Origin of the sequence: Planococcus kocurii (assembly GCF_001465835.2) — a bacterium.
In the GTDB taxonomy this organism is placed as follows: Bacteria; Bacillota; Bacilli; order Bacillales_A; family Planococcaceae; genus Planococcus; species Planococcus kocurii.
On sequence record NZ_CP013661.2, the window covers coordinates 2,061,568 to 2,084,864 of the forward strand.

At 39.4% G+C, this 23,297-nt stretch carries 17 protein-coding genes; 11 read left to right on the forward strand and 6 right to left on the reverse strand.

Going from position 1 to position 23,297, the window contains the following annotated elements; translation table 11 throughout:
* Window positions 1-117 precede the first annotated feature (117 nt).
* The 3 genes from AUO94_RS10195 to AUO94_RS10205 all read right to left on the reverse strand — a co-directional run bounded on the left by AUO94_RS10195 (window position 118) and on the right by AUO94_RS10205 (window position 4,802).
* On the reverse strand, window positions 118-1,491 hold the full coding sequence (locus tag AUO94_RS10195; protein WP_058384111.1) for a sensor histidine kinase: 1,374 nt from the start codon (window positions 1,489-1,491) through the stop codon (window positions 118-120).
* The gene (locus AUO94_RS10200) at window positions 1,488-2,162 is read right to left on the reverse strand and encodes a response regulator transcription factor (protein WP_082707530.1); all 675 of its coding nucleotides are present in this window, start codon (window positions 2,160-2,162) and stop codon (window positions 1,488-1,490) included. Before AUO94_RS10200 ends, AUO94_RS10195 begins: the two co-directional genes overlap by 4 nt.
* Before the next feature lie 216 nt (window positions 2,163-2,378).
* Window positions 2,379-4,802: a PAS domain S-box protein gene (locus AUO94_RS10205; RefSeq protein ID WP_058384112.1), complete on the reverse strand. Its 2,424-nt coding sequence runs from the start codon at window positions 4,800-4,802 to the stop codon at window positions 2,379-2,381.
* A 437-nt stretch (window positions 4,803-5,239) separates the two neighbouring features.
* On the opposite strand from AUO94_RS10205, the gene AUO94_RS10210 reads away from it, so the two are divergent.
* The 4 genes from AUO94_RS10210 to AUO94_RS10225 all read left to right on the forward strand — a co-directional run bounded on the left by AUO94_RS10210 (window position 5,240) and on the right by AUO94_RS10225 (window position 8,876).
* On the forward strand, window positions 5,240-5,809 hold the full coding sequence (locus AUO94_RS10210) for an NADPH-dependent FMN reductase (RefSeq protein ID WP_058384113.1): 570 nt from the start codon (window positions 5,240-5,242) through the stop codon (window positions 5,807-5,809).
* A 743-nt stretch (window positions 5,810-6,552) separates the two neighbouring features.
* Window positions 6,553-7,320, forward strand: a complete 768-nt coding sequence (locus AUO94_RS10215) for a TerC family protein (RefSeq protein WP_058384114.1) — start codon at window positions 6,553-6,555, stop codon at window positions 7,318-7,320.
* A 102-nt stretch (window positions 7,321-7,422) separates the two neighbouring features.
* Window positions 7,423-8,082 carry a potassium channel family protein gene (locus AUO94_RS10220; protein WP_058384115.1) on the forward strand — a complete coding sequence of 220 codons (660 nt, stop codon included), beginning with the start codon at window positions 7,423-7,425 and terminating at the stop codon, window positions 8,080-8,082.
* 287 nt (window positions 8,083-8,369) lie between these two features.
* Entirely contained in the window at window positions 8,370-8,876 is a 507-nt protein-coding gene (locus AUO94_RS10225; RefSeq protein ID WP_058384116.1) for a CueP family metal-binding protein, read from the forward strand.
* A 489-nt stretch (window positions 8,877-9,365) separates the two neighbouring features.
* On the opposite strand, the gene AUO94_RS10230 is transcribed toward AUO94_RS10225, so the two are convergent.
* Window positions 9,366-10,058 (reverse strand): response regulator transcription factor, encoded by a 693-nt coding sequence (locus AUO94_RS10230; protein ID WP_058386822.1) that lies wholly within the window; start codon window positions 10,056-10,058, stop codon window positions 9,366-9,368.
* Entirely contained in the window at window positions 10,051-12,762 is a 2,712-nt protein-coding gene (locus tag AUO94_RS10235; protein WP_058384117.1) for a sensor histidine kinase, read from the reverse strand. Before AUO94_RS10235 ends, AUO94_RS10230 begins: the two co-directional genes overlap by 8 nt.
* Window positions 12,763-13,026: 264 nt before the next feature.
* Here AUO94_RS10235 and kdpF point away from each other — a divergent pair, with 264 nt between their 5' ends.
* The 7 genes from kdpF to AUO94_RS10265 all read left to right on the forward strand — a co-directional run bounded on the left by kdpF (window position 13,027) and on the right by AUO94_RS10265 (window position 20,554).
* Window positions 13,027-13,101 carry a K(+)-transporting ATPase subunit F gene (kdpF, locus tag AUO94_RS17820; RefSeq protein WP_078080859.1) on the forward strand — a complete coding sequence of 25 codons (75 nt, stop codon included), beginning with the start codon at window positions 13,027-13,029 and terminating at the stop codon, window positions 13,099-13,101.
* A gap of 26 nt (window positions 13,102-13,127) precedes the next feature.
* Window positions 13,128-14,822 (forward strand): potassium-transporting ATPase subunit KdpA, encoded by a 1,695-nt coding sequence (kdpA, locus tag AUO94_RS10240; RefSeq protein ID WP_058384118.1) that lies wholly within the window; start codon window positions 13,128-13,130, stop codon window positions 14,820-14,822.
* A gap of 15 nt (window positions 14,823-14,837) precedes the next feature.
* A complete protein-coding gene (kdpB, locus tag AUO94_RS10245; RefSeq protein ID WP_058384119.1) occupies window positions 14,838-16,904 on the forward strand; it encodes a potassium-transporting ATPase subunit KdpB in 2,067 nt (688 codons plus the stop codon).
* A 12-nt stretch (window positions 16,905-16,916) separates the two neighbouring features.
* Window positions 16,917-17,555 (forward strand): potassium-transporting ATPase subunit KdpC, encoded by a 639-nt coding sequence (gene kdpC, locus AUO94_RS10250; RefSeq protein ID WP_058384120.1) that lies wholly within the window; start codon window positions 16,917-16,919, stop codon window positions 17,553-17,555.
* 399 nt (window positions 17,556-17,954) lie between these two features.
* The gene (locus AUO94_RS10255) at window positions 17,955-18,938 is read left to right on the forward strand and encodes a ring-cleaving dioxygenase (protein WP_058384121.1); all 984 of its coding nucleotides are present in this window, start codon (window positions 17,955-17,957) and stop codon (window positions 18,936-18,938) included.
* A gap of 65 nt (window positions 18,939-19,003) precedes the next feature.
* Complete coding sequence (locus tag AUO94_RS10260) at window positions 19,004-19,546, forward strand: NADPH-dependent FMN reductase (protein ID WP_058386823.1); 543 nt, start codon at window positions 19,004-19,006, stop codon at window positions 19,544-19,546.
* A 402-nt stretch (window positions 19,547-19,948) separates the two neighbouring features.
* The gene (locus tag AUO94_RS10265; RefSeq protein WP_058384122.1) at window positions 19,949-20,554 is read left to right on the forward strand and encodes a flavin reductase family protein; all 606 of its coding nucleotides are present in this window, start codon (window positions 19,949-19,951) and stop codon (window positions 20,552-20,554) included.
* A gap of 76 nt (window positions 20,555-20,630) precedes the next feature.
* Here AUO94_RS10265 and AUO94_RS10270 read toward each other — a convergent pair whose 3' ends face one another.
* The gene (locus AUO94_RS10270; RefSeq protein ID WP_237150101.1) at window positions 20,631-23,030 is read right to left on the reverse strand and encodes a putative bifunctional diguanylate cyclase/phosphodiesterase; all 2,400 of its coding nucleotides are present in this window, start codon (window positions 23,028-23,030) and stop codon (window positions 20,631-20,633) included.
* Window positions 23,031-23,297 lie beyond the last annotated feature (267 nt).

The following is a 23,297-nucleotide window of genomic DNA, read 5'->3' on the forward strand; positions in this document are numbered from 1 at the left end:
TTTCTTTAATAACTTAAGTTTAACGCTCGTAGATGAACGGAAGATGAACAGAGGGTGACAATGATAAAAAAGCCGATTTTCTCTGTAGAAGAGAAAATCGGCTTTTTAAAGTACGGGTCATTCGGACAAAGGGAGTGTTACTTGTACGGTAGTGCCTTCTCCCGGAACACTGGATAGTAGGACCGTTCCGCTATGAAGCTCTACAATTTCTTTTACAATCGCAAGCCCTAAGCCTGACCCTTTTGATGAGCGAGTCCGTGCTTGGTCTGCACGATAAAATCGGTCAAAGGCGTGTTCGACTTCATTTGGGGACATGCCGATGCCTTCGTCTTGAATGGCTAACAGGAGTTGTCCAGAGTGAATACGTAACTGGACATCGATAGAACTTCCCGGTTCACTGTATTTGATGGCATTGGTCAAAAGATTTTCCCAGACGGTTTGAAGAAGAACGGCATTTCCCTTTACAGTCCCGGTTTCTAGTTGCGCTGAAATGCCAATGTCTTTTTCTTCAAAAGCATAGCGCAGGTGCGAAAGGGTTTGCTGAAGTTGCTGGTGTACAGGCACTCTTTCAGATAGCTCTGCAGATTCTGCGTCAAAGGATGCTAGAGTCAGCAATTGCTTTGTGAGTAGAGATAAGCGTGCTGTTTCATCTTGAATAATCGCGGCGTAATGTTCTTTTTCGCTCTTTTGAAGGCCTTCTTTTTGAAGCAAGGCCAGATAACTTTGGATAGTGTGGAGCGGCGACTGAATATCGTGGGAAACGTTATGGACAAATTCTTTGCGTTTTAAGGTGGATTGTTCGATTCGCGAACGCATCGTTAAGAATTGATCAGCCAAACGACCAATTTCATCTTTGCGATGGATAGTGAGCGGCACATCAAACGTTTCCGTTCCCATTTTTTCAGTCGCTTCGGTCAATTTTGTAATCGGTTGTATTAGCAAGCGTGCAACGATCAACATGCCGATAAAACTAAGTAAAATAATGCCTACTGCCAAGCCACCAAATAGTAAGTGAAGTTCTTGAAATAGTAATTTAATGTCAGGTCGCATAAAGAGTGCATAGGGCTCACCGTCTAATTCAACTGGAACACCCACTGTGTTTTTCAATTCATTGGCAAAAAAACCAGTAACGAACGTTTCGCGAGGGAACTCACGAATCCCATTAAAGGACTCTCCAGCAAGCACTTGTTGAATATCAGCTAGATCAATTGACTCATCCCGGTAGTCGCCGCCAAAACGTTCTACGGAGTCACCGTTTGTTACATAAAGTTGATAGCCAGCATCGCCAAGCATTGTCAAAGTGGCTTGTGCTCGTTCTGTAGATTCTCCATCTAAAAAATCTGCAAAAGACAACGCAATGGCCATGTTTTTATCATTGTTTTGTTCTTTTAAATGACTGTGATAATAAGCATTCATTCCGAAAAATGCGATGCTGCTACTAACGAGCATTGTCGCGAAAGTAAACCAAATAAATTTGACATAAAGACTCATCCAACAACCTCCAGCTTATAGCCCACGCCTCTGACCGTGACAATCCGAACGTCAGGTGCAAACCGCTCTAAACGCTGACGCAGTCGTTTAATATGAACGCTAATCGTTTGTTCGTCTCCTTGAAAATCAATGCCCCAAACCGACTCAATGATATGGTCTCGGCTTACAACTTGAGGAGATTTTAGAGCGAGAAGTGCCAGTAAGTCAAATTCCTTTAACGGAATAAATAACATACCGGTAGTCGATCTGATTTCATAGCTTTTTAAATCGATAGTTAAAGAGCCTACAGTTAGTAAGTCGTTTTCAGGATGGTTGTACCGTCGCAAAATAGCTTTGACTCGGTACAAAAGCTCTTTTGCTTCAAACGGCTTGACCAAATAATCGTCAGAACCAGCTGAAAATCCGCGTTCTTTATCTTCGATATGATGTCTAGCTGTTAGTAAAATTACGGGCAACTTATAGTCTGCGCGAAGTATGCGTGTCAGCTCAAAGCCGTCGATGCCTGGCATCATTACGTCAACAACTGCTAAATCGACTGTTTCGGATTCCAAGAGTTGTAAAGCCTGCTCGCCTGAGTTTGCTTCTAGGACTTCATAGCCTGTTTGGCGAAGTTCGGTAGCAACAAAATTCAACATATGCATATCATCATCCACTGCTAATATTCGAATCATTGAAATCAGCCTCCTTGATTTGTATTATACAGTGATTTGGTGAAAGTGCGGATTTAGGAAGAGGGCGCGGTCTTTTCTGTCATCCTCAGTAAAAGATGCTCCACACAAAACAGGGATTGCCTCTGTTTTGTGTGGAGCATCTTTTTGGTAAAGCCTGCATGTTATTTGGTGCATCTACTAATGGATTAACGAAGGGATGCCTACTAGTTGCCAGACCTATTCATAAACTTTATACGCATCGCGATCAATTTTTTTAGCTTCATACAAAGCTAAATCGGCACATTTAATCAATTGTTTTTCACTAGTAGCGTGATCGGGATATAAGGAAATTCCGATGCCTGCGCCCATCGTAATTTTATAGCCGTTAAAAAGAAATGGAGCTTCATATGACGTTAAAATTCGTTTAGCGGTATCAATCGCGGTTTTTACAGAGTCGATATCAGGCAAAATAACAGCCATCTCATCTCCACCTAAACGTGCAGCCGTATCACACGGACGAACGCAAGCTTGTAGTCGCCTAGCCATTTCTTTAATGACGGCATCTCCCGCATCGTGGCCAAATTGGTCATTAATTTGTTTGAACTTACGTCCATCAAGCATTAAAAGGGCGATTTTTTTGCTTGATGGATCAACTTGTAGAAAGGCTTTTTCCAATTTGCTATCAAAATTGCGTCGATTAGGAATTCCTGATAAATGGTCATAAAAAGCCATTTTTGCAATTTCACTTTGAAGTTTTTTGCGCTCTGTAACATCTCTAGCAAGTGTAAACAATTGAATCATTTCTCCATTTGAAAAGACCGGATTAAAAGAAACTTCCATCCAAATGTAGTGACCATCCCGGTGCAAGTAACAAACGTCTAATGGAATCGGCTTTCCTCCATTAAGAAGAGCCGTAATACGATCTGATAAATGCAAAACGTCTTCTGAATGAATATTTTGAGTAAAGGAGTTCCCAATGTATACGTGATCAGAAAATCCTAGAACTTTTTCGCTAGCAGGAGAGACGTATTCGATTTTTCCAGAAAGATCCATTAGTGTAATGATATCTAATGTATTCTCTGTGATCAATCTGTATTTCTCTTGGCTTTTTTGAAGTTCTTTTTCAATTTTTTTAAGTTCGGATACATTGTTGTATATGATGGTTGCTCCAACGACTTCTTTCCTCTCGTTACGCACAGGTGAATAAGAAGAAATGATATTTAGTAATTTCCCTGACTTGGTTACACGGAGTGTGTCATGAGATTTGACCGTGTCTCCTTTTAAAATTCTTTCCACAATATGATGTTGATCTGACTTCATCCCTTTCGGAATAATAGTCCCTTTACCGGCTATCATTTCTTCTTCTGTAAATTCAAATGTTTCTTCAAATGCAGGATTTACTTTTAAGATATCTCCTTGTGCATCAATATAAAAGATGGGAACTGCGGAATTTTTCCAAAAGATTTCAAGTTCTTCTTTTGTTTTAGTTAAGCTTTGTTGAGCCTGTGTAATTTCAGTGATGTCGGTCACAACGCTATGAATTCCAACCAACTGACCATGTAAGACGAGGGGGATATTTGTTGCTTGAAGATAAATGAGCTGGCCGTTTTTATGATGGCAAGCAAATTCATAACGCTCGGACTTATTGTTAGTGATTGTCTCGTGAAAATGATAACTTATTTTTTCTAGTTCATCCGGGATAATCATGGCTATAAAGGATGTCTCGAGCAATTCTTCTACAGAATACCCAGTAATATTTTCTGTTCCAGGATTTGCGTTCTTTAAATGCCCCTTTTCGTCAAAAACAAAAATTCCGTAAGGATGGTTAGCGACTAGTGATTTATAGCGCTGCTCACTTTCTTGCAAAAGCCACTCTGTTTTTTTCTGTGTGGTAACATTCTTGGCAATCGCATAGACTCCAGTTAACGTTTCTTCAATAACTATAGGAACCGTATTCACTTGAAAAACAACTACTTCATGTGTTTTTGTATAAAGAGTCATTTCAAATTCAATAGGTATTCCTGCTAAAGCCTGTTCGAAATTCGAAAGTGTAGCTACTAATTGGTTTTCGACAGTTAAGGAGAACAAAGATTGAACGAGCAATTCTTCTTTACTAAAGCCGGTGATTTCAATAGCTTTAGCATTTACGTTGACGATTTTCTTTTGCTGGTCAAACTCGAATACAGCATGAATATTGTTTTCAAAAATAGATATTCCTTTTTGTCGTTCTGCATCCAAAGATTGAAGCGTTTCTTGCAGCATGTTGTCTTTGTTCCTTTGTTCTGTAATGTCTTTTACGGTGGCTAAAATATAGTGGCAGTAGCCGTCTTCTGTCAAGATGGGATTGAGTACAACTTCTCCTAAAATTTCTCCGCTTTCGGTTTCAATACTTTCAATCATTTCGATCGATGTTTGTGAAGAATGAACTTTACGATAGTACTCAAAATGGATTTGAGCTCGCGCGGGAGATAGGACATCTTCTATGTTTTTGCCAATATCTGTTTGTTGGAGTGAGAGAATTTTGAAAGCAGCTGCATTTGCGTAAACATAACGGAATGTTTCGTAATCTTCGGCTACCAAAAAAATCGCATCTTGCATCAAGTCAAAAAGTTCAGTAGAAAGTAAAATAGGCTGTTTTGATTTGTCTAAAAAGTTTTTCAATTTTCTTGATCTCCCTTCGATACAGAAAGCCACTATTTCATTCAAAATCTATGTATTGTATTGTGAAAATGCATGATTGGAACAGTTTTTTTGACACTTGCAACTCCAGTCAAGTCGATTGTTCCTATCAGTTGATCGCTACTTAAAAGTAAGTATTTAACATCTTTCTCCAGTTTAGTGGATTAACTAACAACAAGATATAGTTTTCTGAAATATCGCTTTAAGTTATATCGTGTCATGGCAAAGAGAGGAGATTTTATTTTTCGATTTAGTGGAATGGGGATAACTGAATATAAGTTTATACATCACTAGCTATTGAAAGAGTATTCTGTCATTTGATTTGAAACGGAGAGATATTTCCCTTATGATGAAGAGACATCAAGGAGTGAAGGTTCATAGAGCTAAGACCGCATCACAATTTGAGGAGGAACTCATTCATGACAAAAATCGGGATTATTACAGGCAGTACACGACCAGGACGTAATAGCTTGCAAGTTGCTCAGTGGGTGAAAGACATTGCTGATCAGCGTGGAGACGCTGAATACGAAGTAGTGGATTTGGCAGAATTCAAGTTGCCGATGTACGCAGAGCCCATTTCAGCAGCATATAGTCAGGATTATAAAACACCTGAAGCCATTCCGTGGTCGAAAAAAATTGCGGAACTCGATGGCTATGTCTTTATTTGTCCGGAATACAATCACGGTGTAACGTCTGCCTTGAAAAATGCGATCGATTATTTGTATCCGGAATGGAACAACAAAGCAGCAGGAATTGTCAGTTACGGTTCGTCAGGCGGCGTGCGCGCAGCTGAAGCATTACGGGTTATTTTAGCAGAGTTACAAATCGCAACGGTCAGAACCCATCCGGCTATGTCGTTATTTACGGATTTTGTGAAAATGAGTGAGTTCAAACCGGCAGATCTTCATACGAAATCAGTGACGACCTTGCTTGATCAAGTGAATGCGTGGACCAATGCGTTTGAGCCACTTCGAAATAAAAATGAATAGTTAGTAGAGAAAAGAGCAATCCGAATTTTTGGATTGCTCGGACTGCATGAAAAGTTTAATCAACATGAAAAAATGTGATGCATGAATGGTGGCGAAACAGGAGATTTGCACATGAATTTACCTCAGGGGTTAATGACATTTAGAGCTTAAGAAAAAGATTCACGCATTCAAAATTTGCTGGAATTCGAAGAAGCGTGTAGAGGCTTAAAATACCTTGTTCGAACGTGTGTAAGCCAACTCTGCACAATAAGCTTTTTTCTTTAGTAGTGAACAGCAATGAAATCACCTGAAAATCGAGTCACCAATGATTAATACGTAATATGCAATGTACAAATCGTTTCATTAACTTTCGCTAGAAGAGCGATTCCGGTCAAAATGGCCGTGGAAGTAATGAACTTCACTTTAGAGACCCAAACATCTTCTTGCCTAAATTTTGCAAGTTATTTCTAAATATATTCCCTAAAAATTCAATAATTATGCGCAGGCAAGACTCTTGAAAGAAATCTTTTTTTAGACACATTTATTAGTTAGTCGGTAGGTCAGGAGGTGTTATACTAATCACACAACTCAATAGACTTTGACATCACGTCAAGGGGGAGTAGCTATAGGGAAACCTATTTCACAGTCGTCATTACATGGTTCGTAGCCATCGGTTGTGATAGCAAAATTTTGCTTAGCGAGACCTTTGCCTTTTATTAGGCAAGGGTCTTTTTTGTTGGCAAAAAATAAGAGGAGGATGAAAGATGGAAGCGATTTTATTGGAGTACGTATGGGTGTTGCTGGTATTGGTGGCGTTGGAAGGGTTGTTAGCTGCAGATAACGCAGTCGTTATGGCGGTTATGGTCAAGCATTTACCAGAAAAACAACAGAAAAAAGCGTTATTTTACGGATTAGTAGGAGCATTTGTTTTTCGCTTTGCAGCTTTGTTCATGATTACACTATTGGTAAACGTATGGCAGATTCAAGCGTTAGGTGCTGCGTATTTACTGTTTATCGCGTTTAAGCATATTTATGATCAGCGAAAAAGAAAAGAGCATAGCCTTGAACCAGAGGCGACAAAAGGTTCCGGTTTTTGGATGACTGTATTAAAAGTTGAACTAGCGGACATTGCGTTTGCGATTGACTCAATGCTAGCAGCTGTTGCATTGGCGATTACTTTGCCTCATTTGGAGTTGTTCGGTGTCAGTGAAATTGGCGGCATTAACTCGGGTCAGTTCGCAGTCATGTTGGCAGGCGGACTCGTTGGACTCGTTATAATGCGGTTTGCCGCCCACAAATTCGTCAAACTCTTAGCCGATTATCCGCAGTTAGAAACAACTGCTTTCATCATTGTTGGTTGGGTAGGTGTTAAGTTGACCGTACTTACGCTAGGACATGAGAAGCTCGGGATTATCCCATATGATTTTGCTCATTCTACAGAGTGGAAACTTATTTTCTGGGGAGTGCTGCTTGGAATCGTTGCAGTAGGTGCATTAATAAGTATCAAAAAGAAAAAAGAACAGCAAGCATAAAAAGCAGTATCCAAAAGGCCACATGTATGTTGAATCTAAGGAAAAAAGTTCATTTAAATATGTTGCTATAGTAATCACATACTTAAGGAATGAGGAAATAAGTTGAAAAAAGAAGTTGTTATTATTGGACTGGGCAGATTTGGGACAAGCATGTGCCGAGAGTTAAATCGATTAGGACATGACATACTCGCTATTGATACGGATGAAGAGAAAGTCAATGAAGTCTCGGATTGTACGACTCAAGCCGTTATAGCAAATGCCACAGATGAAAATGTATTGAAATCATTAGGAGTGCGCAATTTTGAACACGCCGTTGTAGCTATTGGAGATAATCTTCAATCTAGTGTGTTATGTACGTTAATCCTCAAGGAAATGGGGATTTCAACTATCTGGGTCAAAGCTAGAGACTTGCAACATCAAAAAATTCTTGAGAAGGTGGGAGCAGACCGAGTGATTCAACCGGAATACGAGATGGGAGTTCGTATGGCACATCACCTAAACTCTGAAAAAATCATTGATTATATTAATCTTTCGGAGGAATATAGCATCATCGAATTGGTCGCTCCCCCGTCTATTTCAGGAAAAACCTTGTTTCAGCTTGATATTCGTGCCAAATTTAATTGCACGGTACTGGCGATTAAACGTTTTGAAGATGTCAACATTGCCCCGAGTCCAGAAGATGAGATTGTCAAAGGAAATATTCTGGTCTTGATGGGCCATAAAGATGATTTAAAGCAATTTGAGGAAAAAGGACTGTCATAGCTTTCCCCTGTTTGGTTTTAGAAAGAGACGGCTAAACAAAGGTAACGAACAGTAAGCTAAAACGATTTTCTTAACGTATAGTGATGAGTTGGAATTATCGTCTTGAGTAATGGCGTATGGTTGTGTCGAAGGAAACGCTAGAGAAGTCATAGCAAAAGAGGGAGCTCAGTTCAGTCATGCTGGAGTTCCTTCTTTTTTGTGTAAATAGCTAGGTTCATAAAGTCGTAAGAATTAACGCATAATGCAAGAACCAACTTTGCTATAGTAAGGAAGAGAGGAGAGATACTATGAGAGTTCCATTTTTTGTGATTATGGTGGCTTTACTAGGGTTACTAGCAGGATGTACGGAGGAACCATCGCTAACCCAAGCTGAAGTAAAGGAGTTAGTGTCTGACTTAAGTGGGAGTGACAAAGTCAGTGCAGCTTCGATAGATGATCAAGAACTAACGGTTGAAGACGAGGGAGAAACAGTTGTCTATCCGTTAGCAGGAGAAGAGTTTTTTGTTTCAATCGCACCTTATGAGACATACACACATCCTTGTGAAATTCATAGTTTGACGGGATGCCAAGGAGAGCTAGCAGAAAAAGAAATGATGGTAAAGATTATAGATGATCAAGGAGAAGTTTATGTAGACGAAGTGATGACAACGCCGGCAAACGGGTTTATCGACCTCTGGTTGCCTCGTGACCGAACATACACAATTGAAATTGAAGCAGAAGGTAAAAAGGGAGAGATTGGCTTTTCTACATTTGCAGGCGATCCTACTTGTTTAACCGATTTACTGCTGAGCTAAGTTGAAAGTTCACTAGTGTAACTTCCTTTAACATTGTGCTTGGTGTCTTGAAAAAATTGGCATGAATTACACGACCATAATGAGTTGAGAAACTTATATAACATTGTCATTAGGCTGTTTGCGCCCTGGATTTCCTGGGCGCAAGCAGCCTAATTTTTGGGGGATCGGATTTGCATTCGCGTACTTTTAAAGTCTAGCATCTCGAAGATGTTTTTTAGTTTCTCACTTAATTATGGTAAACACAATAAAGTTCTGAATTGAGGGAAGTCACTTCTAAAGTAACAACTAATCCTTCCAATAAAAAATTGCATCAATCACCAAGTATTGTCGCGTACTTCTGTAGATGATCGGGATGATCGTTGGAAAAGGCAAAGGCTGGTTCATCTTTTTTGACTCCATTAAAGTAGACATCAGCCTATTCTGTAGTAGGCAAAAAGAGCTGCACTCAAGAAGTCATTTTTCATGACCTTATGGGACAGCCTTTTTAAATTAAAGCTTTAGCATTCTGTAACCAACACGTACATGGGTCTGAATGTATTTTGGATCTGAAGGGTTTTCTTCGATTTTTTTTCGTAAAGTGGCCATAAATACACGCAAACTCGGAACGTCAGATTGAGATACATGCTTCCAAACTTCTTTTAATAGAAAGTTATGCGTCAAAACTTTTCCTACATTTTTGGAAAGTACAATCAGTAATTTATATTCAATCGGAGTCAAGTGAATTTCTTGTCCACCGATAAAAACGGTATTTGCTAAGTAATCAATACATAAGTCACCATTTTTGAACACCGGTTGTTCGTTCTCATAGTTGCGTTCGATCGTATTTCTTCTAAGAGCCACACGAATACGAGCTAAAAGTTCATCAACGCTAAACGGTTTTGTTACATAATCATCTGCGCCTGCGTCAAGCGCATTTATCTTGTCATGGTCTTCTCCTCGAGCGCTTACTATAATGATTGGTGTTTGTGACCAGCTTCGGACTTTATGAATCACATCAATTCCATCCAAGTCAGGCAGCCCAAGATCTAGAATAATAAGGTTTGGTTGAATGGAGAGCACCTTTTGCAGTGCAGACTCACCATTAGTTGCAATTTCATGTTCATATCCATTCACTGTTAATGTCATTTTAATTAAATTTGCAATTGCAACATCATCTTCTACCACAAGAATTCGTTTATTCATCGTCATTAATGTCTCCTTTTTTTAGCATAAAACTAAAAATAGTACCTGTTGGATGATTGTCCAATACCGTCAATTGACTACCGTGTACGTGTAGGATTGACTGACATAATGCTAATCCAAGTCCAAGTCCTCTACCACTGTCACTTCGATGTATTTTTCCTGTAGTAAAAGGTTCAAATAGTATGGATTTCAATGTGTCGTCAATACCTTGTCCAGTGTCACTAACAGTAATTTGAATATCATCATCAATTTCCTCAGCTTTTAAACTTATTTCAGTGCCTACAGGTGTGTACTTTAATGCATTATCAATGAGATTAATTAGTACTTGGATGAGCAGCCTAGCATCCATCATCGCGATTGCTAATGCAGGCTCGACTTGGCATGAAATACGGTGTGTGGTTTTGTTGTGAACTACATGTAAAAGAGCTTCTTGCATAATATCTTGCATAATCTCAGGCTGCATTTCAATCGCGAGTTTCCCCTCATCCAATCGAGATACAGCTAGTAAATTTTCAACTAACTGCACGAGCCATTTTGAATTGCTGTAAATATCATGATACAACTGATTTTTTTGTTCATCGGTAATTTTGTTTGAGCTAGTCAATAATATATCTGCGTTGCCTGAAATACTTGTTAAAGGTGTACGCAAATCATGTGAAATCCCACGCAATAAATTAGCCCTCATTTGCTCTAGTTCTGCTTCTCGTTTTACTTCTTCGGTCGCTTTTTGCAAATACCATTTATCTAGTGCAAACGCAAAATCATTGAGAATAGCATTCAAAATATGACGTTCAAAAGCGGGTAGTGGCACTTCAATGGGTAGTAAAATACCGAGGACGCCTTTAACACTTTCACCAGAAAAAAATGGAACATAATAAGCGCTCGCTTCAGGAAACGTATCAGTTGTCATACCTGCTTGTTGGTTATTATTTGCTACCCACGTTATTACACCACGCTCGTTGGCATTATGGAATTTGGAGAGTAGCTCCTTATTTTCCTGAGCTGTTAAGACGTCAGAAGACGAAGCTACTGAATGTGTGATGAGTTCGTTTGCAATTTCACAAAAAATAACAGGTCGTTCGATGAGTTTTACAACTTGAGACATTCCTTCTGTAATAATCTCTTCCAGCGATTTTGCATAGTTTAATTTGCGACTTGTTTCTAACAATACTTCTGTTCGATAGGACTTGCGTATCGCTTCCCTAGCCTGTTTTTTTACTTTTCGTGTCAAACTGCTTGTAATAAAACCAGATATGAACATGATGGGAAACGTCATTGCGTAATCCCGATGATATGCTTCAAACGAAAATCTGGGTTCAGTAAATAAAAAATTGAAAAGTAATACGGCAATTAGCGAACTGACTATGCTGACCATCCACCCACTTGACCACAAGGCGAGTACTAACACTCCTAAAATATAAATAGTAATAATATTCGATTCACCTACGCCAAATGTAAAGAAAAGCAAACCGATTGCTGATACCGCAATAAAAATTACTATCATCTTTAATAAGTCGTTCCAGTCAAGTGAAAACTGTGGCTTTACAGGAAGAAAACCTTTTGGTTCTTGATGTTCATCTACGACAATGAACATCGCCAAGTTAGGCGCGTACTTACTAATCTGATCAGCTATTTTAAAATTTGTAGACCACCATCGATTTTTAGTTACCGACTTCCCTATTACTAAATTTGTTACACCACTCATCCGTGCATAGTTTGCGATAGTCGCAGCGACATCATCTGCTTGCATACTGACAACGCGCCCGCCAAGCTGTTCTACTAATTTGCTATGTTCTTGAATTCGTTGTGAGTCTGAAGGATAAGACCGATCATTATCATCTTTTTGTACGTATATAGCGGTGAAGTTCCCGTGAAGGGCTTGGGCAAGTCGTGCTGCTGACCGTATCACTTTAGGATTAGTAGACGAGCTACTTATACCAACTAATATGTGTTCTTCTATATGCCCGCTGGTCCCGAATGAACCCGCTTCGTGAGCCGTTCGACGATAAACGGTATCTGCTGTACGACGAAGTGCAATTTCTCGAAGTGCAACAAGATTTTTTCTTTGAAAAAAGTGATCCATTGCGTATTTGACTTGTTCAGATTTATAAATTTTCCCCTCTATTAATCGCTGTATCAGATCATCTGGTTCAATATCGACAAGCTTAATCTGAGAGGCATTGTCAATCATAAAATCTGGAATACGCTCGCGCACATTGACTCCAGTAATCTCTTCGACCAAATCGTGAAGACTTTCAATATGTTGAATGTTAACGGTGGTATAAACATCAATGCCTTGTGCTAATAATTCGTTTACATCGCCGAAGCGCTTTAAGTGACGCATGGTTGGAACATTACTATGTGCTAACTCATCTATCACTACAATTGAAGGCTTTCTTTTAAGAATTGTATCGATATCGAGTTCTTTGAAGGTCTTTTCTTTGTAGTCGATTTTAATTGGTGGTATGGATTCAAGACCGTTGAGTAAAGCTGTGGTTTCTGGTCGGATATGTGGCTCAATATAGCCAATTATTACATCTATTCCAAGCGCTTTTGCATGATGCGCAGCATCTAGCATTGCGTAGGTCTTACCAACACCTGCCGCATACCCAAGAAATATTTTTAACTTTCCTTTTTCTAAGTCCATCTGCTGTTGTTTGATTTTTGCTAAGATTTTTTCTGGATTCGGCCGGTTGTCTTCCATCAGTCTTCACCTCTTCTTGATTATACCGCGAACTATCATTAAGACAGTATTAAGATTGGCATCTTAATACTGTCTTAATACAATTTGTCTTTCTCTAACGCTACGTTAATTTAACAAGCAGTATGATGAAAATAATTACTAAGTAGAAAGGGTGATAGATGTGATGGATGTTTATATGGTCGCTTTACTCGGCATTTGCTTTACTAGTCTCTACGGTTTTACTAATTGGTGTTATCAGAAAGAAAATAAGTAGGAGGAGATTTTATGTGGGTTGTTATCCTCATTATCGTTGGATTGTTTGTCTATTTAGGTCATGCATTACTCTACCCAGAAAAATAGTAATAAGCCAATAGGAGGTTAAGAAAATGTGGCAAATCGCTTTCGTATTACTTATCTATCTACCTATGGTCGTGTTAATAGGCCATTATTTATATCATGTAACAATGCGCGAAAAAACATGGTTAGATCCGGTTATGGATCGTATCGATGGAGTTATTTACAAAATTTCTGGTGTTAAGCAAAATGATATGACTGGTAAACAATATGTGCTGGCACTCATTCTTTCGAATGCGCTCATGGTATTTATCGGTTATATTGTACTGCGTATTCAGTCAGTCTTATTTTTAAATCCAAATGAAATTACTAATATGGAAGCAACGTTATCATTTAATACGATTATCTCCTTCATTACCAATACAAACCTACAACATTATAGCGGTGAATCAGGACTAAGTTATTTGTCTCAAATGCTTGTTATTACATTTCTGATGTTCACTTCTGCAGCAACGGGTTACGCGGCGTGCATGGCATTCTGTCGACGCTTAGTAGCAAAAAAAGATACACTCGGCAATTTTTTTGTCGATATGGTACGTGTAATCACTCGAGTGTTACTGCCGATTTCATTTATTGTTTCAATGATTTTAGTGTTCCAGGGTACACCGCAAACTTTTAAAGCAAACGAAACTGTTCAAACTATTGAAGGAAAGATGCAAGATCTTGCCCTTGGGCCTGTGGCATCTTTAGAATCTATCAAACACGTTGGTACAAACGGCGGCGGTTTTTACGGTGCCAATTCAACGACGCCATTTGAAAACCCGACTGTGTTAACAAATATTATTGAAATATTATCTATGATGATACTGCCAGGGGCGTGCGTTATTGCGTTTGGCTTAATGGTTGCAGCTCGACGTAAGAGAGCCTTAATTGGAAAGCAAGGAATGGTTATTTTTGCTGCGATGGGAATTTTATTTCTGGCTGGCTTAACTGCTTGTTATATGGCAGAGCGTGAAGGAAATCCAATCATTAGTTCACTCGGTATTACTCAGGAACTGGGTAGTATGGAGGGGAAGGAAATGCGTTTTGGTATTGCACAATCGGCTTTATTTACTACTGTAACAACGGCTTTTACAACGGGTACTGTAAATAATATGCATGATACGTTAACGCCAATTGGAGGTATGGTTGCATTATTTAATATGATGCTTAACGTTGTGTTTGGAGGTAAAGGTGTTGGGTTGATGAATATGATGATGTATGTCTTGCTGACAATTTTTATTGCTTGTCTGATGATTGGACGCACGCCGCAGTTTTTAGGTAAGAAAATTGAGGAGAAAGAAATGAAGTTAATCGCGCTGTGTATTTTAATTCATCCGGCAATTATCTTAAGTTTCTCAGCAATTGCAATTTCGACTACGGCAGGTATCGCAGGTATTACAAATCCAGGTGCACACGGGTTGTCACAAATTCTTTATGAGTACGCCTCTTCTTCAGCAAATAATGGTTCTGGCTTTGAAGGATTAGCGGATAATTCAACGTTTTGGAATGTGACAACGGGCTTAGCGATGTTTTTTGGTCGTTATCTTTCAATTATTATTCAACTGGCTATTGCTTCTATGCTTGCGACTAAGTTACTACACAGTGAAACGGCTGGAACATTAAAAACAGATAACGTAATGTTTGCATTCATGCTGATTTCAATTGTACTAATGATTGGTGCTTTGACATTTTTACCGGCTTTGGCACTCGGTCCAATTACAGAACACTTGCAAATACGTTCTTGACGAGGAGAGACAACGATGGAGACTGTATCTAAAAAAAGTTTTATCACAAGTGAAATTATGAAAAGTTCCATTACAGCAGCTTTTAAAAAGTTAAATCCCGTTTATATGGTGAAAAATCCGGTAATGTTCGTAGTCGAAATCGGTTTTATTTTTGTTCTTGTATTAACTATTTTTCCCGCTTTATTAGAGGATAGTAGCGTTCAGTATGCACGTCTTTATAACGCGCTCGTTGCGGCTATTTTGTTTATCACAATTCTCTTCGCAAATTTTGCTGAAGCAATTGCGGAAGGTCGAGGTAAGGCTCAAGTACAGACACTTAAGAAGACAAAAACAAGTACAGATGCACGTGTCGTGATGGCTGATGGTACGCATCTTATGAAACAAGCTGAAGATCTTAAAAAGGGAGATGTTGTCTTAGTAAAGACTGGTGAAATCATTCCTAACGATGGTGAGGTAGTGGATGGAATTGCCACTGTTGATGAATCTGCAATCACTGGTGAATCTGCTCCGGTAGTGAAGGAGCGTGGTGGAGACTTTTCATCAGTTACCGGTGGTACGACTATAACAAGTGACTGGTTGAAAGTTGAAATCACTTCGTTACCAGGAGAATCGTTTCTAGACAAGATGATTGCGTTAATCGAGGGAGCAAAGCGTAAAAAAACGCCAAATGAAATTGCATTAAATACATTATTAGTCAGTTTAACTATTATCTTTTTACTAGTTGTGGTCACACTTTACCCTATGACCATCTATTTAGATGTTGATATCCCCATTTCAACACTTATTGCGTTAGTCGTTTGTTTAATACCAACAACAATCGGTGGGCTATTATCGGCAATTGGAATTGCAGGTATGGATCGCGTGACGCAATTTAATGTAATTGCAATGTCAGGAAAAGCTGTGGAAGCCTGTGGAGATGTAGATACTTTGATTTTAGATAAGACGGGGACAATTACTTATGGAAATCGTCAAGCTTCAGAGTTTTTGCCAGTACAGGGTATTGATCGGAAAAAACTTCTACGTGCTGCATGGCTAAGTTCACTAAAAGATGATACACCGGAAGGTAAATCCATTTTAACTCTTGCAACTACATTAGGTATTGAAAAAAATGATGAAAAAAAACTTGTCGAAACGAGCACTCACGTAGTATTTACAGCCCAGACGCGTATAAGTGGGATGGATTTAGAGAATGGTCAAAAAATTCGAAAAGGCGCTTACGATTCAATGAAAAAAATGAGTGATGCTGCCAATCAAGTGATACCGAAAGACTTGGAGGGCATCGTTCAACAAGTATCATCTCTTGGTGGAACCCCGTTAGTAGTTGCCATAGATGAAAAAATACTGGGCGTCATTTATTTAAAAGATGTTGTGAAATCTGGTTTAAAAGAACGCTTTGAACTACTACGCGCGATGGGTATTAAAACCATTATGTGCACCGGGGATAATCCATTGACAGCAGCCACAATTGCAAAAGAAGCAGGTGTTGATAGTTTTGTTGCAGAAAGCAAACCTGAAGACAAAATCAATTTGATTAAAGAAGAGCAAGCGCTTGGGAAGGTTGTCGCTATGACTGGTGACGGTACAAATGATGCACCTGCACTTGCGCAAGCCAATGTTGGATTAGCGATGAATTCTGGAACAAATGCGGCCAAAGAAGCGGCAAATATGGTTGATTTAGACTCGAATCCAACCAAAATTATTGAAGTTGTAGAAATCGGAAAGCAATTGCTAATGACTAGAGGTGCATTGACAACTTTTAGTATTGCCAATGACGTTGCAAAATACTTTGCAATCCTACCAGCGATGCTAATGGTAGCGATTCCAGAGATGGACGTCTTAAATATTATGCATTTAAATTCACCAACAAGTGCGATTATCTCCGCATTGTTATTTAACGCAATCATCATTCCATTGCTCATCCCTATTGCGTTAAAAGGTGTCTCTTACAAACCCATGAGTACAGAGAAATTATTAACTAGGAACTTGCTACGTTACGGTCTAGGTGGGGTTATTGCGCCTTTTGTGGGCATTAAATTGCTTGATATACTGACAAGTCCTATTTTAACTATGATGAATTTATAGGAGGTAGATGAAATGAGAGGACTTTTTGAATATACAAAACAAGCCATGTTTATAACGTGTTCGTTGTTCATCTTATGCGGGCTAGTTTATCCATTTGCAGTCACTGGTGTTGCGCAAGTGTTTTTCAAACAACAAGCAAACGGTAATTTAATCCAGGTTGACGATAAAGTAGTGGGATCTAAAAATGTGGGACAAGCGTTCACAAATCCAGCTTATTTTTCAGGTCGGATATCTGCAATTAATTACAATGTTTATACAAAAGAAGATACCTTACCGGATGTAAATGGCGACATAGCTTTTGGAGGTGTTAGCTCGGGGACATATAATTATGGACCTTCTAATCCAGAACTGGAGAAACGAATTGAAACAGACATAGTCGCATTTTTGAATGCTAATCCAGATGTAAAACGCGAGCAAATTCCAGCAGATTTGATGACTGCCTCTGGGTCGGGTCTTGATCCTCATATTAGTATTGAAGCTGCACAGATTCAAGTGAGCCGAGTAGCACAAGCAAGTGGATTATCTATAAAGGAAATAAATACGATTGTGCTGGACAATACTGAAAATAAAGTATTGGGATTATTGGGTGAAGATAAGATGAATGTTTTAGGGTCAAATATAGCTATTTTTCAAAAAATAAATGAAAAATAATCTTTTTGCTAGCAGTTCATAAAAATCAATACAAAGTATAAGTTGTTAAAGAGCATCTAATGTAACTTAAAAAGATGCTCTTTTTCTTTTATGTATAGTTTTGATTGTTCTCAACTACCAACCTAAATCAGTTTTTTATATCACAGCAGAACCAATTAAACATCAAACTAGAAAAACCAACTCAACTAGTTGACACCCCAAAAACTACATGGTATTATTATCTCGAATTAAAGATAAATTGTTTCGAGATAGTTTGTGTTGATAGAATCTTGGATTTATTAATTGTGAAATTTAATAAGCTTCCGTTGAGCCACTGAAAATTATAGAACGACTAAATTTTTTTAGCTATATATCTCGAATTCGAGATATTAATTGCTTTCAGAAAGAGGAGAGAATTTGATGAACGAATTAAAAGGAATTCACCACGTAACAGCCATCACTAGCAGCGCGGAAAAAAACTATGAATTTTTTACGTATGTATTGGGCATGCGTCTTGTCAAGAAAACGGTGAACCAAGACGATATCCAAACGTATCATCTATTCTTTGCAGATGATAAAGGGTCAGCGGGAACAGATATGACGTTCTTTGACTTCCCGAACATTCAAAAAGGCGTGCACGGAACAAACGAAATTTACAAAACAGCTTTCCGCGTGCCAACGGATAGCGCACTCGATTACTGGATCAAACGTTTTGACAAATACCAAGTGGCACATAAAGGTATCGAAGAAGTATTCGGCAAAAAAACGATTTCGTTTGTTGATTTTGACGATCAGCAGTACATGCTGATTTCAGACGAAAACAACAGAGGCGTAGCGTCCGGTACACCGTGGCAAAATGGTCCTGTTCCACTGGAGTTTGCGATTACAGGACTTGGCCCCGTGCATATTCGAATCGCAGATTTTGATAGCTTGAAAAAAGTATTAGAACATGCAATGTTGATGCGCGAAATTGCAAAAGAAGATGCTTTCCATTTGTTTGAAATAGGAGAAGGTGGAAACGGAGCACAAGTAATTGTCGAGCATAACACATCGTTGCCATCTGGACGCCAAGGCTTTGGTACAGTTCACCACGCGGCTTTCCGTGTAGCAGATACTGACGTATTGCAAGAGTGGATCGACCGGATGCAAAGTCTTGGGTTCCATACATCCGGTTACGTCGATCGTTTCTTCTTCGAATCATTGTATGCACGAGTGGGACAAGGCATTTTGTTTGAATGGGCAACGGATGGACCGGGCTTCATGGGGGATGAACCTTATGAAACAGTCGGAGAAAAATTATCTTTGCCACCATTTTTAGAACCAAAACGTGAGGAAATTGAACAATTAGTTCGTCCAATCAATACGGTACGCAGCACACAGACGATTGAAAAAGAGGTTTTGTAACAATGGGAAAAAGAACAAGCATAATGAGTAAATTGTTCGGAACCAAACAAGAGGAGGAAATAACAATGACAACAGTAAATATCGGCATCATCTTAGGATCAACACGCGAAGGGCGCTTAAGCCCACAAGTAGGCAACTGGGTAAAAGAATTAGCAGACAAACGCGGTGACGCGAACTATACAATTATTGATATTGCTGAATACAAATTGCCGCTTCTTGGCGAAAACGGTGGCGACGCATCCGGAGCAGCTGGCTGGTCTGAAGCGATTGCTAAACAAGACGGCTTTGTCTTTATTACACAAGAATACAACCATTCCATTACAGGGTCACTAAAAAATGCACTCGATTATTTACGCGTGGAATGGAACAATAAAGCAGCGGGTATCGTATCGTACGGATCTGTCGGCGGAGCGCGTGCTGCAGAACATTTACGGGGCATTTTGGGTGAATTATCTGTAGCGGACGTTCGCGTTCATCCAGCATTGTCATTGTTCACAGACTTTGAAAATGGCGCAGAGCTAAAAGCTGCACCGGTTCAAGCAGATTCCGTCAATCAAATGCTCGACCAAGTAATTCCGTGGTCAACAGCATTGAAAACAATCCGTTAATCTTCTCTAAACCGACAGAATGTGCGTAACTATCCGCGCATTCTGTTTTTTAGTTACAATGGGTTATAGATGACGTAAATTGAGTAAATAAGTTGAATGAAAGAAGAACTCGCTGCAAACGGACGTTTTGCAACGAAGCTAGCGCAATTTTTTCTTAGCCTGTTCAATTAACAAATCATCAGGCTATGGAGCAAACCAGCGTAGACTCCCGCGAGATAGCGAAGTGTCGAAATCCACTCAGGCGTAAAGTCCGAGTTAGTTTGGTGCAAGCTCGCAGGAAAGCGTAGCTGGTTTGTGGAATAGCCATTGCAGAACATTTCTTACGGAAGCTATGCCCAAAGCGATATGTAAAAAATAGCTCATTTATAAAGATCAATCTCATTAGTAAAGGAGTGGATAAGCATGATATCAATTGATCCGGAACAAAACGAGGAACGCGACAATTACAAACTATTAGTGGGCTCGATTATTCCACGACCCATCGCGTTTGTCACAACGCAATCCGCGTCAGGAGTCGTTAACGGTGCACCGTTCAGCTATTTCAATGTTGTGTCTTCCAATCCGCCGATGGTGTCGCTTGCGATTCAACGACCAGCAAGTGGCATGAAAGACACTGCTCGTAATATTTATGGCAACGGTGAGTTTGTCGTGCATATTGTAGACCGTGACAATGTAACAAAAATCAACGAAACAGCCGCTTCTTTGCCTCCATCAGAAAGCGAAGTCGAAATAGTAGGGCTGACGCAAGTGCCGAGTTCAATCGTATCGGTTCCAGGCATCGTCGAGTCGAAAATTCGTATGGAATGCCGCTTAGTAGAGTCAGTTGCGTTAGGTGGAGACGGTGCAGGCAGTGATTTGTTCATTGGGGAAATTGTGCAGTTCCACATTGACGAAGCTATTTACGAAAAAGGACGCATCGATCCGAAAGGACTGGATGCTGTAAGCCGGTTAGCAGGAACAAATTATGCAGCGATCGGCGAAATTTTTTCAATGGAACGTCCAAAATAAAGAATTTAAAAACAAGACAAGCCGCTGTCAGATAGCGGCTTGTCTTGTTTTTAGTTGATGAATTTTTAGGAACAGACTAAATCATGTTGACTGAAGGGAATCCGGTGACCAACAACTGAGTAAAACGATCAGCAGGTAGCGGTCTGCTAAAGAGGTAGCCTTGGATTTCGTCACAGCCCAATTCTTTTAGTAGCGCCAATTGCTCTTCAGTTTCCACACCCTCTGCAATTACTGACATATCGAAGCTATGAGCGATAAAAATCATCGCTTCGACGAGTGCTTTATCGTATGGATTTGTGGTCATGTCTTGGACAAAAGGTTGAGCGATTTTCAAGTTGTTGAGTGGGAAACGTTTCAAATAGTTTAGTGATGAGTAGCCAGTTCCAAAATCATCGATCGCCATCTGAATGCCCATTTTTCTCAATGCGTGCATTCGAGAAATGGCTTTTTCCGCATCATCAAGCGCCACACTTTCCGTAATTTCTAGTTCTAACAAAGCTGCTGGAAAGTGGGTAGTTGCTAATACCAGACTGATCGTCTCCAACAAATCGTCTTGCAAAAACTGAAGGGGCGATAAGTTTACAGCGAGCTTCAGGTGAGGATATCCAGAATTATGCCATTCTTTTACTTGCTTGCAAGCTGTATAAAGCACCCATTCACCAATAGGAAGAATTAAGCGAGTTTCTTCAGCCAAAGGAATAAATTCTGCGGGAGAAACGATGGTACCCTCTGCTTTTTGCCAGCGAATCAACGCTTCCATTCCGATAACATCACCACTCGAAGCACAAACTTGTGGTTGATAATGAAGAAAGAATTCCTCATTGGAAAAAGCGCGACGCAGATCATTTTCTAATACTAATTTACTGGAAGTAACGAAAGTCATATCAGTTGAGAAAAATTGATAATTATTTTTGCCTTTTGCTTTTGCACTATACATGGCCCTGTCCGCATGTTTTAGCAATTCGCTTGGTGTTTCTCCATCTTCTGGATACATGGCAATGCCAATACTCATCGAGATAGGCAATTCTTGCCCATTGATGTTCATAGGCTTTGCAAAATCAGACTGTAACCTACGAATGATTGGGATAACGTCTGTTTTAAGATGGATATCAGCAAGGAAAAGTGTGAATTCGTCACCGCCCTGTCGAGAAATGGTATCAATCGGACGCAAATTCGCCAATATTTTTTGCGAAAATGCTTGAAGCAATAAGTCTCCAAATTCGTGGCCGAATGTATCATTAATATTTTTGAAACGATCCAAATCTATGAATACGACAGCGAGCTTTTGACCATTTTGTTTGGCAACTGCTATGGAATTCTCCACTTTTTCAACGAATAGCCTTCTGTTTGGAAGGTTGGTTAATACGTCGTGATAAGCCATGTGCTCCATTTGTTTGACCGCTTTTTCTAGCTGTTCGTTTTTAGAAGTGACTTCTACTGTTCGTTGTTCAATTTTATGCTCAAGGACAGAGGTTAGCTGGTCATAGTTGAATAGCAGTCTCCGATTATCACGTAGCGTAAAAACTTGTCTCGTAATAATAAGAACAGCCGCCACAAAAGCGCCAGCAATCAAGCCCTTCATGTTTTCTCTTTGTTCAACAAGCATAATGGTGAATAGAAGAAGGAGACTCAGGTACGGTAACAGCATACGAATTGAAATTCGTTCATGTGCCCTTGTTGAAGTTGCTTGTAAACCATTTTTGGGTAAAGGATCAAGAGCATGCAAGCCAGCAAGTGCCACTAGTAACAGACTAAGAGACCAAAATGGATCATATAAAGTACCCGAACCATAAGTATCAGTAACTGTTGAATACAGGTAAGCGGTATCGGCAAAAATCTGAAAAGTTAGGCCGATAATGATTAAAACAAACACACGTGCTGGTAACAAGTGGGAAAAGCCAATGTAAAAACTGATCGCACCAAATAGCAACAACAAATCTCCAAGTGGATAACCTATAGAGACAACGAGCATCATTGGTGAAGATTCTTCCATCAGTAAATACTGAATCAAAAAATGCCAGCTGAGAGCGGTAGAAACAGTAATGATAATCATCATATCGAAAATAAATTTAATTTCATAAGAAATTTCTTTCTTTTGCTTAAACTGGTAAACAACAGCAGCTAAATAGAAAAAGATTTGGAAAAAGTAAAAGACATCTGGCCACCCTGGATAATTGGGCTCTTCATATGAAACGTTATGGCTATAAACCCAAATACCTTCAGCGATTGCGTAGCTGAAAGCTCCTAAAGAAAGCAGTAACCAAAACAGACGGTTTTTGCCAACTGATTGACGGGAGACGATAAACAACGTGACACAAGCAACGATAGGCGCAAGCCACGAAATCAGGTTTTCGACCAATACAAAAGTACGTTCGTTGCTATCGCTAAACAAAATCCAAGCGTAGTAAATAGAAATATGAAGAAAGATATAGCTAGAAAATTTACTTTTAATGTTGGAACGTTCGATATGCTTCACCTCTTTTTAGAGAGCAGAATTAACTGCTAGAGTATCAAGGTCGGAAATTCACTCGTATTTTCTTAAGTATAAAGATTTTCTGAAAGAAAGGAATAGATATATCCCATAAAATAACATTTACTTAATAAATATTATTCTTTATTTGATATGATTTTAAAAGTCCAATAGCCTACCAAATTATTCATTTAACGTAATGTGTTAAAACTCACGACAAAAAGACTGACTCCCTCCTGTCGTCAGTTTTTTCGGTGTGTTCTTTTCAGTGAA